14 protein-coding genes are annotated in these 13,302 nt (G+C 56.4%); 2 read left to right on the top strand and 12 right to left on the bottom strand.

Going from position 1 to position 13,302, the window contains the following annotated elements:
- Nucleotides 1-3: 3 nt before the first annotated feature.
- From C1J02_RS11540 to C1J02_RS11505, 8 genes are all read right to left on the bottom strand, one after another.
- Nucleotides 4-846, bottom strand: a complete 843-nt coding sequence (locus C1J02_RS11540; protein WP_114878713.1) for a protein-glutamate O-methyltransferase CheR — start codon at nt 844-846, stop codon at nt 4-6.
- Complete coding sequence (locus C1J02_RS11535; protein WP_114878712.1) at nt 843-1,301, bottom strand: chemotaxis protein CheW; 459 nt, start codon at nt 1,299-1,301, stop codon at nt 843-845. Before C1J02_RS11535 ends, C1J02_RS11540 begins: the two co-directional genes overlap by 4 nt.
- A complete protein-coding gene (locus C1J02_RS11530) occupies nt 1,298-3,460 on the bottom strand; it encodes a chemotaxis protein CheA (protein WP_114878711.1) in 2,163 nt (720 codons plus the stop codon). The genes C1J02_RS11535 and C1J02_RS11530 overlap by 4 nt, the downstream gene beginning before the upstream one ends.
- A gap of 12 nt (nt 3,461-3,472) precedes the next feature.
- The gene (locus C1J02_RS11525) at nt 3,473-3,838 is read right to left on the bottom strand and encodes a response regulator (protein WP_114878710.1); all 366 of its coding nucleotides are present in this window, start codon (nt 3,836-3,838) and stop codon (nt 3,473-3,475) included.
- On the bottom strand, nt 3,835-4,110 hold the full coding sequence (locus C1J02_RS11520) for an STAS domain-containing protein (RefSeq protein ID WP_114878709.1): 276 nt from the start codon (nt 4,108-4,110) through the stop codon (nt 3,835-3,837). The genes C1J02_RS11525 and C1J02_RS11520 overlap by 4 nt, the downstream gene beginning before the upstream one ends.
- A gap of 210 nt (nt 4,111-4,320) precedes the next feature.
- Nucleotides 4,321-5,400 (bottom strand): methyltetrahydrofolate cobalamin methyltransferase, encoded by a 1,080-nt coding sequence (locus tag C1J02_RS11515; protein ID WP_114878708.1) that lies wholly within the window; start codon nt 5,398-5,400, stop codon nt 4,321-4,323.
- Nucleotides 5,401-5,414: 14 nt separating this feature from the next.
- Nucleotides 5,415-6,344, bottom strand: coding sequence for a methylenetetrahydrofolate reductase (locus tag C1J02_RS11510; protein WP_114880528.1), 930 nt, complete (start codon nt 6,342-6,344; stop codon nt 5,415-5,417).
- Nucleotides 6,345-6,368: 24 nt separating this feature from the next.
- Nucleotides 6,369-6,668 (bottom strand): virulence factor, encoded by a 300-nt coding sequence (locus tag C1J02_RS11505; RefSeq protein ID WP_114878707.1) that lies wholly within the window; start codon nt 6,666-6,668, stop codon nt 6,369-6,371.
- A 271-nt stretch (nt 6,669-6,939) separates the two neighbouring features.
- Here C1J02_RS11505 and C1J02_RS11500 point away from each other — a divergent pair, with 271 nt between their 5' ends.
- Entirely contained in the window at nt 6,940-8,061 is a 1,122-nt protein-coding gene (locus C1J02_RS11500; protein WP_114878706.1) for a Ppx/GppA phosphatase family protein, read from the top strand.
- Nucleotides 8,061-8,783: an RlmE family RNA methyltransferase gene (locus C1J02_RS11495; protein ID WP_114878705.1), complete on the top strand. Its 723-nt coding sequence runs from the start codon at nt 8,061-8,063 to the stop codon at nt 8,781-8,783. The genes C1J02_RS11500 and C1J02_RS11495 overlap by 1 nt, the downstream gene beginning before the upstream one ends.
- 136 nt (nt 8,784-8,919) lie before the next feature.
- Here C1J02_RS11495 and C1J02_RS11490 read toward each other — a convergent pair whose 3' ends face one another.
- The 4 genes from C1J02_RS11490 to C1J02_RS11475 form a co-directional block, all read right to left on the bottom strand.
- Complete coding sequence (locus C1J02_RS11490) at nt 8,920-9,114, bottom strand: hypothetical protein (RefSeq protein ID WP_114878704.1); 195 nt, start codon at nt 9,112-9,114, stop codon at nt 8,920-8,922.
- Between the two features lie 134 nt (nt 9,115-9,248).
- Entirely contained in the window at nt 9,249-10,427 is a 1,179-nt protein-coding gene (locus tag C1J02_RS11485; RefSeq protein WP_114878703.1) for an ABC transporter permease, read from the bottom strand.
- A 4-nt stretch (nt 10,428-10,431) separates the two neighbouring features.
- A complete protein-coding gene (locus C1J02_RS11480) occupies nt 10,432-12,075 on the bottom strand; it encodes an ABC transporter permease (protein WP_114878702.1) in 1,644 nt (547 codons plus the stop codon).
- 90 nt (nt 12,076-12,165) lie between these two features.
- Entirely contained in the window at nt 12,166-13,281 is a 1,116-nt protein-coding gene (locus C1J02_RS11475; protein WP_114878701.1) for an extracellular solute-binding protein, read from the bottom strand.
- Between the last annotated feature and the right edge of the window lie 21 nt (nt 13,282-13,302).

The raw sequence follows: 13,302 nt of genomic DNA, 5'->3' as shown, positions 1-13,302 counted from the left end.
CGGTTACCCGGCCATGCGCCGGTAGCTGGTGGGCCCGGAACACTCAAACCCAAATGCTGCCGGATCACCGATGCGTTCGGAATGGCCCAAGAACAGCAAGCCGCCCGGCGTCAACGCTTCTCTAAACCGCGGCCATAATCGGGTTTGTGTTTCGAGATCGAAATAGATGACAACATTTCGGCAAAAGATCGCATCAAATCGCCCCTGCATTGGCCAGGAATTCAGCAGATTGAGTTCATTGAAGCGGATCAGCCTTTTCACGCTGGCTTTGGTGATAAAGGTCTCTTCGCCATCGATTTCAGGGCCTGCGTCAAAGAACTTGGTCAGTTTTTCCGGCGCAATGCCCGTCGTGAACCTCTTGGGATAGCAGCCCCGTCTGGCAAAACTGACGACCTCTGTATCGATATCGGTTGCGAGAATGCGCAGGTCGTGATCGGCAATTTCAGGGCAGATTTCGAGCAAGCGGATTGCAGCTGAAACGGCTTCTTGACCATTGGAACATCCCGCCGACCAAATGCGCATCCTGCCCCCGGCGCGCAGCAGCGATAAGGCGGCGCGTACGCGGGTGCAAAGCGCGTCGAAATGATGATCCTCTCGAAAGAAATGAGAGACGTTGGTCGTCAACGCAGAAATGAGTTGTTTGCGTTCGCCTCGGCCGCGTTCGGAATAAACGAAGTCACAATAGTCGGAAAACTCGGACAATTTTAATGCCAGCAACCGACGCCTGAGACGCGATTGGATCATCGTGGTCTTTTCTTCAACCAACGTCAGGCCACTTTCGCGATAGGCCAAATCGGCAATGGCCCGAAAACTCACCTTGTCCAGTTCCGCCTGCGGTTTCGTCATGCCGCAGCACTTTCTGACGGCGCAATCACACTGGCAAGGTCAAGGACCCGGATCAGGCGGTCGTCTATCAAAGTCAACGCGCTGACGACGTTGGGTACACCGCCGCTGTTCATGTCCGGCGGCCGTTGCAGGTCTTGTGCGGTGAGTGCAATGATGTCAGACACCGCATCAACCATAAGCCCGGTCATTTTGTCCTTAAGCATGACAACGATGATGACGTTCCGGTCGGTTTTTTCACATGGTGGCAGACCAAGACGTGCACCCAAATCCATCACCGGCAGCACGGTCCCACGCAAGTTGATGACCCCTTTCATGAAATGCGGCGCGTGGGGCAGGGGCGTTGCGCGCGTCCATCCGCGGATTTCCCGGACCGACATGATGTCGAGGGAATATTCCTGATCTGCGAGCCGAAACGTCAACAGCTCAATTGTCGTTGATGTGCATGCGTCGCTCATGCCAAGGCTCCTGCGTCAAGGATTGGCGGGCGCGGTGCGGAGTGCTGTCCTGCGTTGGAAATGATGTCCGAAGGGTCAAGGATCAGTGCAATCTGACCATCCCCGAGTATCGTCGCTGCTGCAACGCCGGGCGCACGGTAAAAGCTCTCATCAAGACCCTTGATCACAACCTGACGCTGATCGAGGATATTGTCGATGATCAGGGCCGCGCGGTTGCCGTCCTCATGCGCGACCAGCAGGATGACCGCCTCATCAAAGCTGGGAAGCGGAGGTCGGTAGCCAAGTTCCAGACCCAGATCAAAAAGCGGTACCAAGGTGCCGCGCACGCGTACCACAGTGGTGCCGGGGCGGACCATTTCAACATCGTTCTCGGTAACGGTCAGTGTTTCAATGACCAGATTGAGCGGTAGGACCAGGGTTTCGCCCGCGACCTCAACAACCATGCCCTCAAGCACGGCCAGGGTCAGGGGCAGCGAAATGGAAAAAGTTGTACCAGTTCCAGGTACCGACTGTATGGTTATCCGACCACCAAGGGCCTGGATGGCGGTGCGCACGACGTCCATGCCAACGCCGCGACCTGACAGCTCTGACACGACGCTTGACGTGGAAAAGCCTGGCAGAAACAGCAAGTTATCGATCTCTGTTTCACTGAGCTGTGAGTCTGCGGGGACAAGACCTTTATCGGTTGCGATCTGCAGGACCTTGGATCGGTTGATCCCGGCACCATCATCGGCAATTTCGATGATCACCCTGCCGGAACGGTGCGCGGCGCTAAGCCTGATTTCGCCTTGTGGGGGCTTGCCGGCGGCGATACGTGCCTGCGTTGTCTCCAGCCCATGATCGACCGCATTGCGGATCATATGCGTCAAAGGATGAGCCAGCCGTTCAATAACTGTCTTGTCCACTTCCGTGTCTTCACCTTGGGTATAGAGACGCACGTCTTTCGCCAGGGCACCTGAGGTTTCGCGTGTGATGCGGGACATGCGCTGAAACAACGACTTGACCGGCTGGGCCCGGATCATCATGACACTGTCCTGAATATCTCTGGTCAGGCGCTGAAATTCTTCCAGACCACTCATCGCGTCCGAATAGGGGGGCAGGCCTGATTGCTCAAGGCTTTGGCTCAGCATGGCTTGGTTGATGACCAATTCGCCCACCAGATTGACCAGCCTTTCAATGCGGTCAAGATCGACGCGTACCATTGATTTGGGTGGAGCGGTGATCGGACCGGACCTTTCTGATGGGGCAGGGATGTTAGACGGGCGTCCATTGTTCGGTTTCTCAGCCGTCCCCGGGCTTAGAGCGGTTGAATTCTGAGTTGTCTCAGCATCGGTATTGTCAGAGTTCTGGTCACTGCCCAGCTCAATCTGAAGGCTGCATTGGCCTTCCACAAATTCAAAGACAGAGGTGATTTCTGACGCATCGGCATTGGTTTCGAGCCAGATCGTCCAAGTTATGGTGGGAAGCTCCGGAACCAGAAATTGCAAGTCGGGTATCTTGCTGAGATCTGCGGTGACGATTGCAGAGCCCAGACTGCTCAGGTTTCTCAACAGTACAAATGGCTCGTTCCCGGTTTCAAAGAGTTCTGGAAAAGGGGTGAACGTCACGACATAGCAATGTCGATCTGGTGACTTTGGCATGGCGTCAGAAGTGCCAAGGGAATCCGGGTCGCCCGTGTCGTCATCCCCAAGACTGAGGTCAAGCGACAGGGGCATCGGTTGAAAATCGATTGCGTCCCCATTCAAGGGTTCAGCTGTCACATCATCACCCAGCAGGTCGTCCAGTTTGGCCACCAAAGTTGCAGTCTCTGCATCGGGGAAAGATGTGCTGTCACGACTGGCAAGGACCAGATCGCTCAGGTGGTCTGCTGCCTGATAGAAAAGCTTTAACGTGCTAGGATCAATTTGCAGGTGGCCCGACCGGACCTCGACCAGAACCGTTTCAAAACTATGTGCAAACCGCACCAATGCGTCGAGCCCAAAGGCCCCCGCGCCACCTTTCACTGAATGGACAGCCCTAAAGACGACATTGATCGTTTCGCTGTCGCTCTGGCCTTCCTCAATGGTCCGAAGACCGTCCTGCAATGCCTCGATCAGCTCGTCACACTCGATAAAGAATGAGGCGCGGATTTCAGCGAGTGGATCAATCTGCGAGTTCATCCAGCGATCCCGTTATCCCGCAACCATGTGCAGCGCTTTGACCAGTTTTTCAGGATCGAAGGGCTTGACGATCCAACCGGTTGCACCCGCCTGCCGCGCGCGCTGTTTCAGATCGGGGGCGGCTTCGGTGGTCAGGACAAGGATTGGTGTGGCGCGATGTTTTTCCTGTCCGCGTACTGCGACGATGAAGCCAAAGCCATCCATGCGCGGCATGTTGATGTCCGTTATGATGGCATCCGGCGCTATGCCATCCAGAACCTCAATACCATGGACGCCGTCGTCAGCTGTGTGCACCGTAAATCCCGCGGGCAGCAGCGCCAGACGGATCATGTCGCGCATGGTGCGGCTGTCATCGACGGCAAGTATGTTGAGTGTCATTCGGACCCTTCCATGATCATTTCCGGGGTCATGCCCATTGCGGCGAGTTGGCCCAGAACGCGGTCGCTTGGTTCGGCCAATGTGAAATCATGGCCGCCTGCGCGCGCGGAATTGGCGGCGGCAATCAGCGTTTGCGCGCAAAGCGCCCCCAATTGGGTCACCTTGGCGAGGCTGACGATCACGTCCTTGCCCGCACATGCCATCAGATCATCATGCAATTGCGGGACAGCGGACAGATCAAGCTTGCCTTCCAGCGATAAGGTCTCAGCCATCACAGGTTGGCATGTGGGTGGGTGTGATCAGGTCCATTTCAGGCATTCCGCTGGTTCTTCGGCTGTGCCTGTTCTAAAGGGCGGTCCGTTAATTACGCGTTACTTCCCAAGAATTTTCCACCACGCGTCGACCAAGGTCGTGCGTATAAAACGGAAAAAGCCCCCGGCGCGACGGCACCAGGGGCTTTTGCTGAAAAGAAAGGTTCTGTCTTAGCCGCGGCGTCTGCCGCCGACCCGGCCCGCGCGCCCCCGGCCTTCCTGGCCTGCTTTGGGGGCCACCTTGTTGAACTTGATCCAGTCGCCGCCGTGCGGGTCGCGATCAAACAAGAAGTTGGCAGCGCGGATTGCTTCCATTTCCTTGCCCGCACGCGGCAAGGTGGAACCCATACCGAACAGTTGCACAAAGACTTCGTCGTCCATGTCTTCGGGCAGAATGATCCCGGTTGCGGCAATCTCGGCCTTTTTCTCGGCGATCTTGGCCGCATTCACCGGCAGGCCAACAGGGTTCATGATCGCAGACGTCATGCCCGCACCCATTGCCATGGGCAGGAACGCATTGTTGATGCCATGGCGGTTGGGCAAGCCAAAGCTGATGTTGGACGCGCCACAGGTCGTGTTCACACCCAGTTCTTCGCGCAGGCGGCGCACCAGCGTGAACACCTGATGGCCGGCTGTCGCCATCGCGCCAATGGGCATCACCAGCGGATCCACCACGATGTCATGCGCGGGAATGCCAAAATCAGCGGCCCGTTCGACAATCTTTTTGGCCACGGCAAAGCGCACATCCGGGTCCTCAGAGATGCCTGTGTCATCGTTGGAAATCGCCACCACCGGCACATTGTATTTCTTGACCAGCGGCAAAACCAGTTCCAGCCGCTCTTCTTCGCCGGTGACTGAGTTCAACAGTGGCCGACCTTCACAGGCCTTCAGCCCGTTTTCAAGCGCACCCGGCACTGAGCTGTCGATACAGATCGGGATATCGACAACGGACTGCACGATCTTGATCATTTCGGGCATCAGCATCGGCTCAACAAAGTTGTTGTCGGCATAGCGGGGGTCTTCTGCCATCTTGTTTGAGAACACCGCACCGGAGTTCACGTCCAGAATGTTTGCGCCCGCAGCCATCTGCGCAATCGCGTCTGCCTCGACACGGCTGAAATCGCCGCGCTCCAACTCTTCGGCCAAAATCTTGCGGCCTGTGGGGTTGATCCGTTCGCCGATCACACAGAAGGGCTGATCAAAGCCGATGATGGCGGTCTTGGTTTTGGATTCGACAATTGTGCGGGTCATTGTTGGTTTGTCCTTTAGACGGCGTTTGCAGGTTGGGCAGCGTCGCCACCGTTTTCGATGGCCCATGTGGCATTGGTCTTGATCCCGCCCAGCGGAAAGAAATGCACATGAGAGATGTTAAAGTCAGGGTTGGCCGCTTTGTGCAGGGCCAGTTCACTGATCACATCTGTGGGTTCATAAGGCAACAGCAGCTTGGTGACATCCAACGCCCGTTTTTGCAGAACTTTGAGCGATGGCCCAACCCCGCAGGCAATGGCAAATTTGATCAGCGTTTGCAGCTTGGCCGGGCCCGCGATACCGATGTGAACGGGCAGGGTGATGCCAGCCTCTTTCAGGCTGTCGGCCCATGCGATGATCGGCTTGGCCTCGAATGCAAATTGCGTGGCAATGGCCATCTTGGCATCCGTGCGGGTCTGGAATTCGTTTTTCCATTTCAGCGCGGCAGTCACACCTGTCATGGTGCCGTCGGTGTCAATGTCTCGGTTGCCCTCCGGGTGGCCCGCGACATGCAGACGCTCAAATCCTGCCTGATCAAACAGGCCGGTTTCCATCAGCTGCATTGAATCGCTGAAATCGCCATGCGGGCTTGTCACGCCACCGGCCAGCAGCAGCGCCTGTTTGACGTCTGCCTCACCCTGATAGCGGCCGATCCAATCGGCCAGCGTCGCTTTGTCCTTGATGATGCGCGCGGGAAAATGCGGCATCACCCGATATCCATCCGCATTCAGGCGTTTGGCGGTGGCGACCATGTCTTCGATCGGGGTGCCTTCGATATGGGCGATATAGACGCGGGTCCCATCTGGCAGCAGCGTGCGGAAATCCTCAACCTTCTCGGCGGTGCGTGGCATCACCTCGATGGAGTAATCCTGCAAGAACGCTTCGATCTCTGCGGTGGGCAGAACGGGGGCGGGTGCCTCCTTGCGGCGGAAATTCAGTAAAGCCATGATGTTATCCTTGAACATGGGCGATCAGGCCCAACCGTCGTTGTCAATTAGCGCCTTGATCCGGGCTCGGTCAAATTCTGCATCAATGCGCGCGGCCTCGGCGTCGGCCACGGCGTCATCGCTGTCGCCTGCGACCTCAACAGGGTCTGCCTTGCGCCATTCCGCCAGATACGCATCGGTATCCTCGGCACCAATTTTCATGGCGGCGCGGTCAATTGCCTGCTCAAAACGCTCGGGCAGCTGACGTTTTGCGCCGCGACGCCCCTTGCCGACAATAACCTGTGCAGGAATATCGCGCCAATAGACGATGATGACCTGTGGCATGATGATTCCCTCTCCGGGTGGATGACCCTGCGCCTTCTGTAATCCAAGCGGGCAAGTTGACGATGGCGGTTTTCGACAGAACACGGACCTTCCGCGACTTGCAACGGAGTGTACCGCGTCAGCATACCAATCGCGAGGGCGGTGCTGGCTCGAATTCTTCACCATGATTATGAGAAATCCGTCAGGCCCTTCCGCATGACCCGTGATCACGCTTGCGCGGGCGCGTGCCAACCATTACGTTGAACCCAACTCGATATGAAAGGCGCGACACATGGCGCCACAGCGTCCCAAAGGTGCGGGGGCGCTCGAAAAGGACACGATACCGGCTCTGAGCCCCGCGCCAGTTCCGCCCAGATCGTCCGAACTCTATGCGGCCCTCGATCTGGGTACAAATAGTTGCCGCATGTTGATCGCGCAGCCCAAGGGCAGCGGTTTTCATGTTGTCGACAGTTTTTCCAAGTCCGTCCAATTGGGATCGGGTCTGGAAAAGACCGGGCGATTGTCGCGCGGATCCATGGCGCGTACCATTCAGGCATTGCGCATTTGTCAGCAAAAACTGCGCCGCAACAAAGTCCGCCGAATGCGGTTGGTCGCGACCGAAGCCTGCCGTCGGGCGCTGAACGGTGAAGAATTCATGAAGCGCATTCACCGCGAAACGGGTTTGCGGCTCGACATCATCAAACCCGAGGAAGAGGCGCAGCTTGCGGTGATTTCCTGCGCGCCGCTGGTCAACCGCAAGACCGAGAACCTGTTGGTGGTGGACATTGGCGGCGGGTCTACCGAACTTGTCTGGATCGACATCAAACATGTGCCCAAGGCGGATCGCGCCCAATCCATCATGCGGCTGCATTCGGGGTTTTCCCAAGCGCTCTCTGACATTCCCGCGGCCAAAGTGGTGGACTGGATTTCTGTGCCATTGGGGGTGGCGACCTTGCGGGATCAGTTTTCCGATGTCGAAGATGATGCGGCGCGGTTTGCCTTGATGAGCTGGTTTTTTGAAGAAAATTTGACGGAGTTCACGCCCTATCAATCCGCGCAGCCGCAGGAACGGTTTCAGATTGTCGGCACTTCCGGCACCGTGACGACGGTGGCGGCCAGCCATCTGGGGCTCAAACGATATGACCGGACCAAGGTGGACGGCTTGCGCATGAGCAGTCAACAAATAGATAAGGTGATCCATTCGTATCTTGCGATGGGGCCGGGAGGCAGGCGGGCAGATCCGCGCATTGGGCAGGACCGCTCGGCGCTGATCATGTCGGGGGTCGCCATTTTGCAGGCCTTGATGCGGTGCTGGCCCACGGACCGGTTGTCAGTTGCAGATCGCGGTCTGCGCGAAGGGCTGCTATATGCGCAGATGAGCGCCGATGGCGTATTGGAAGAAGGTAAATACTGATGACCAAGACACCTGATGGCAAGAACACTTCGGGGCGCGGACAGCGGGACCTCAAGGTCAAGGTCAAGTCGGCGCGCGGGCGCAAGCTTAGCTCGACGCGCTGGTTGCAACGGCAGTTGAACGACCCTTATGTCAAACGCGCCAAAGCCGAAGGCTATCGCGGACGCGCGGCCTTTAAGATATTGGAACTGGATGATAAATTCCGGTTCCTCGTGCCCGGAGCGCGGATTGTCGATCTGGGCTGCGCGCCCGGTGGCTGGTGTCAGGTTGCGGTTAAACGTTGCAACGTGCTGGGCGAACGTGGCGGCAAGGCGGTTGGCACAATTCTGGGCATTGATCTGCAGGAGATGGAGCCGATTGCAGGCTGTGAGCTGCATCAGCTCGACTTTATGGAAGACGACGCAGATCTCAAGGTCAAGGAACTGCTGGGCGGCAAGGCAGATGTGGTGATGTCCGACATGGCGGCCTCGGCCTCGGGCCACAAACAGACCGACCATTTGCGCATCATCGCTCTTTGTGAGGCGGCGGCTTATTTCGCCTTTGATGTCCTGGAAGAAGGCGGGACATTTGTCGCAAAAGTTCTTGCGGGCGGGGCCGAAGGTGACTTGCAAAAACTGCTCAAACAACGGTTCGAAAAAGTAGCAAATATCAAACCGCCAGCAAGCCGATCCGACAGTTCTGAAAAATTTGTCGTGGCGACCGGGTTCAAAGGGGCTGCGTAAGCCGATTATCAGCCTTCCGGATATTCAAAACATCCAAAGACGTTCTTCTTAGGCCAGCTTGTGTTTTCCTGTCCCGGTGCGGCCCAGTTTTAATCCAAAGGCATCCCTGATGCAGGCGCTGCCAGGCAAGCGTATGTTATTTCGTGTTGGGTCTGGGCAACCGCAAGGAATGCACTGCGTTTGTTAATATCTGTTGCGCAACATCGGCATCCAACTTCTTTACCGCGGTGATCTTGACCCGTTTTATGGTGCGCGTCGCCTGTTGGGTTTGGCGCAAAAGCTCAAACATGCGGGCGTGGCGTGGATTGGATGGATCGTGCAGATGCGACATGATCTTGGTTCTTATCTCTTACAAGTGAACACTTAGTTTAGATCATGATTGGGGCAGTCTGGTGACGCGATTGAGACAGTAATAGGCCTTTGGCGGCTGGCCAGTGAAGCCAATACCGCCTCAACGCTGCTTTCTTATGTTGGCGACATCCCACGCAACCGTTCTGATCTGCGCCGCAAAAGCTCAAGGGTTGTCAGCAGCATGATTGAGATTACGACCAGCAATGTTGCAACCGCCAGAATGGTCGGGCTGATCTGTTCGCGCAGGCCGGTAAACATCTGCCATGGCAGGGTTTTCTGGCCGGCAGAGCCAACAAAGAGCACCACAACAACTTCATCAAAGGACGTGATGAAAGCAAACAAGCCACCCGAAATCACACCCGGCAAAATTAACGGCATCTGCACCTTGAAGAAGGTTCGCACCGGACTTGCCCCCATATTGGCGGCCGCGCGGGTCAGCGAATTGTCAAACCCCACAAGCGTTGCCGTCACGGTGATGATTACGAACGGAATGCCGAGGGCCGCATGCGCCAGAACCACCCCGATATAGGTCCCCTGAAGGCCAATACGGCTGTAGAAAAAGTACATGCCCGCAGCTGAAATGATCAGTGGCACAATCATCGGTGAGATCAGCACAGCCATGATCGCGCGGCGGAACGGTACATGCGGCTGGCTCAACCCGATTGCAGCGAGGGTACCAAAGCCAACCGACAAAAGCGTGGCGACAGGGGCAATGCGGATCGAGTTGCGCACCGCATTCTGCCAGTCCTGATTGTTAAAGAAATCGCGATAATGCTTGAGGGAATAGCCCTCTGGATCAAAGCGCAACATCTCTGGTGTAAAGGTAAAGAAATCCTGCGCATTGAAGCTGAGCGGCATCACGACGATTATCGGTGTGATCAAAAAGATAAAGATCATCCCACAGATCACGCGGAACGCGTAGTGCCATAACACCTGACTGGGTGTGAGATAAGGCGCGAGCTTGGCGCGGTAACGCCCTTCGTAAAGCCAAAAGCTGAGCCAGCCAAAGAACCAGCCGAACGCACCCCCGATGAGAAAGCCGGGCAAGCCGCCGACCCAGGCACCGGCAAGGGCCGTCAACACAAAGAGACCCCAGCGTCCGGTGCGTTCGCTCGGGATCAGTTTGGTCAGGACATAGGCAATCCCCGCCATCAACGCGGCGCCAATGATCACCCCCAAAAGACCGCTGCCTTGCGCGGTGCCGACGAGCAGACCGGCGAATGCGCCAAAAGCGGCAACCACGGGCAGGTAGAAGTTAACAGGTGTGCGCGAAACGGGTGTCAAAGCAACCATCTGATCAACCTCCCAGCTTGACGTTGTCGATGCCGACAATCTTGTCATAGGCATAATAAAGCATCATCACCGCAGCGAGCAGGATCGCACCCAGTGCCGCCCCCAGACCCCAGTTCAGCGAACTTGATATGTGATAGGCGATCCGGTTTGAAATGAACGTACCCGAGGTACCGCCAACGATTTCCGGCGTGATGTAATAGCCGATGGCTAGGATGAAGACGAGGATCGACCCCGCCCCGATGCCCGGCACCGATTGCGGGAAATACACCCGCCAGAACGCGGTCCAGTTGGTGGCCCCCAATGACTTGGCCGCACGCAGATAGGTCTGCGGGATCGTGGCCATCACCGAATAAAGCGGCAGGATCATGAACGGCAGCAGGATATGCGTCATCGCGATGATCGTGCCGGTCTGGTTGTTGATCAGCGCCAATCGATCGTCGGTACCAACTATCCCAAGCCAGACAAGCGTGTCGTTGATCACACCTTGTTGCTGCAACATCACCTTCCAGGCCGATGTGCGCACCAGCAGCGATGTCCAGAATGGCAACAGCACGAGGATCATCAACAGGTTCGCCGTGCGCGCGGGCAGGTTCGCCAAAATCCACGCGACAGGATAACCAAGCAAGATGCAAGATCCGGTGATCATCACCGACATGACCATCGTCCGCCAAAACAGCTTGAGATAAATCTGTTGGTTTTCGGGGCGCATTTGGGGGCCGCTGGGTGATTTTTGCATATCAATGGCATTCAGAAAATAGCCGTTGGTAATCGTTGGCGAGTAGGTGTGGATTGTCTGCCAGACTTTGGGATTAACCCAGTCTTTGTCGATCTCCTTGAACGCGGCAACAAAATCAACCGTTTCAAAGCTTTCAGCGGCGGCCGCGGCCTCCTGCAACTCTGCCGCGGCGGGGCCTGCATAATTGCCCAGTGATGCGGCACCTTCTGCTGTCAGGTCGTCGTAAAGCGATGAATAAATCAAGGCCCAGGGGTCTTCCTTGGCCAGATTGTCCTCGTCGACGGTTTGGACGAAAGTCGCATATCCACGGAACTTGGCAGAGGTCTCCGGCAGAATCTCTTCGATGCCGTCACGCAATTCGAAACGCGGTTGTTTGGCGTTTGATTTTGGGTCCCAGCCCGCCATCTCTTCAAGCCATTGGTCCGACCCCATGAGGGCATTCCAGTTTTCGCCGTCTTTCCAGAATGCATTCAGGTCCTCGAATTGATCCTGATAGACTTCGCCCATGTCCTCGACCTTGCGACCGGACTTGCGAAACAAGGACGACATGCCGGTGAGTTCGTAGTTCAGGCGTCCCCCAAGCACTGTGTGGGTTTTGCCCTCTTGTGCGATGAACATGTCTTCGTAAAACGCTTTGAAAACATTGGCATCCGGCGGTGCCGGGCTTTCGGGGTCCCATTCTTGCAACAAGGTGGTCGTGCGCGGCAGCGTCTCTGACACGATGTCGTTTTCAACCGAGCGAAACAGCATGTCGGCAATGGGGGCCACAAATGTGACCAGCACAAAGATCAGCAAGGGCGCGATAAGTGCCAGGGCGCGAAGTTTCTGCAACCGCAGGGCGCGATTCAAAGATTTCTTGAGCGGGGTGCCATCTGCGGCAAGGACCGGACCTTTTGTGGTTGTATCGCTCATGTCATCCCCGTTCGGATTGGTTCAAGTCAGAAAAATGGAAAAACAAATAGGAGGGTGGAAGGGGCCACTACAGCCCCTTCCAAGTAACGTTTATTGCGTCAACCATGCCTGGAATTTCGCATCAAGATCGTCGCGATAATCTGCCCACCATGAATAGTTGTTCACGAATGTGTTCTCTGCGTTCGCCGGATCGGTTGGCATATGCGGGCCCATGTCGATACCGAGGGTCGCATGTTGGCCAACCAGCGGTGCCGAAGACATACGTGCCGGACCATAGCTGATGTACTTCGCCTGATCTGCCAGGCGCTGCGTGTCTGTCGCGAACATGACATAGTCTTTCACCCGCGCAAGACGATCGTCTGGCAATCCGGCGGGGATGACCCAACCGTCAAGGTCAAACATCTGCCAATCCCACGCCATGCCGATCGGCTGGCTTTGTTCGACGATGGCGGAAAACAGACGACCGTTATAAGACGATGCCATGAAGACTTCGCCATCGGCCAGAAGCTGAATCGGTTCGGCAGCGGCTGACCACCAGATCGTCTGATCCTTGATGGTTGCAAGCTTGTCGAGCGCCTTTTGCTGACCCTCGTCTGTCTCAAGAGTGTCATAAACATCTTCATATGCAACGCCGTCACAAATCAGCGCCCACTCCATGTTCGCGATTGGCTGCTTGTTGAGCGCGCGTTTGCCCGGATACTTTTCCAGGTCGAACACGTCGCACGCCCCTGTTGGGGCCTCAGTGCCTGCAGGGACCATGTCGGTGCGATAGCCGAATGTGGTCGAGAAGACGATTTGCGGAATGAAGCAGTCGCTGACAATCATATCGCCGAAATCATCCGAAGCAGAGGTGCCATCAGGTGCCGCTGCCAACAGTTCATCTGGATCATATTCCATCGCCAGACCTTCGTCGCACAGACGAATGGCATCCGCCGCTTCGACGTCGACAAGATCCCAAGTCACGTTTCCTGCTTCTTTCATGGCGCGCAGCTTGGCGACAGCCTCGGGCGAGGATTCATCATTGATGATCTTAGTGCCCGTGTTTGCGGAATAGGGGTCGTGATAGGCGTTCTGCTGTGACGCTGAATAGGCACCACCCCAGCTTACGATGGTCATTTCGCTGGCCATGTGGCCATCAGCAAAAGACATACCTGCTGCCGCAATCGTAAGTGCAGAGGTTGCCATAAGCGTTTTGGTCAATTTCATTTAGGTTCTCCCAGTTCTTAC

This window comes from Sulfitobacter sp. SK011 (assembly GCF_003352065.1).
Taxonomy (GTDB): domain Bacteria; phylum Pseudomonadota; class Alphaproteobacteria; order Rhodobacterales; family Rhodobacteraceae; genus Sulfitobacter.
The sequence above is the reverse complement of the archived record's forward strand: the minus strand, read 5'-3'. Positions and strand labels throughout refer to the sequence as shown.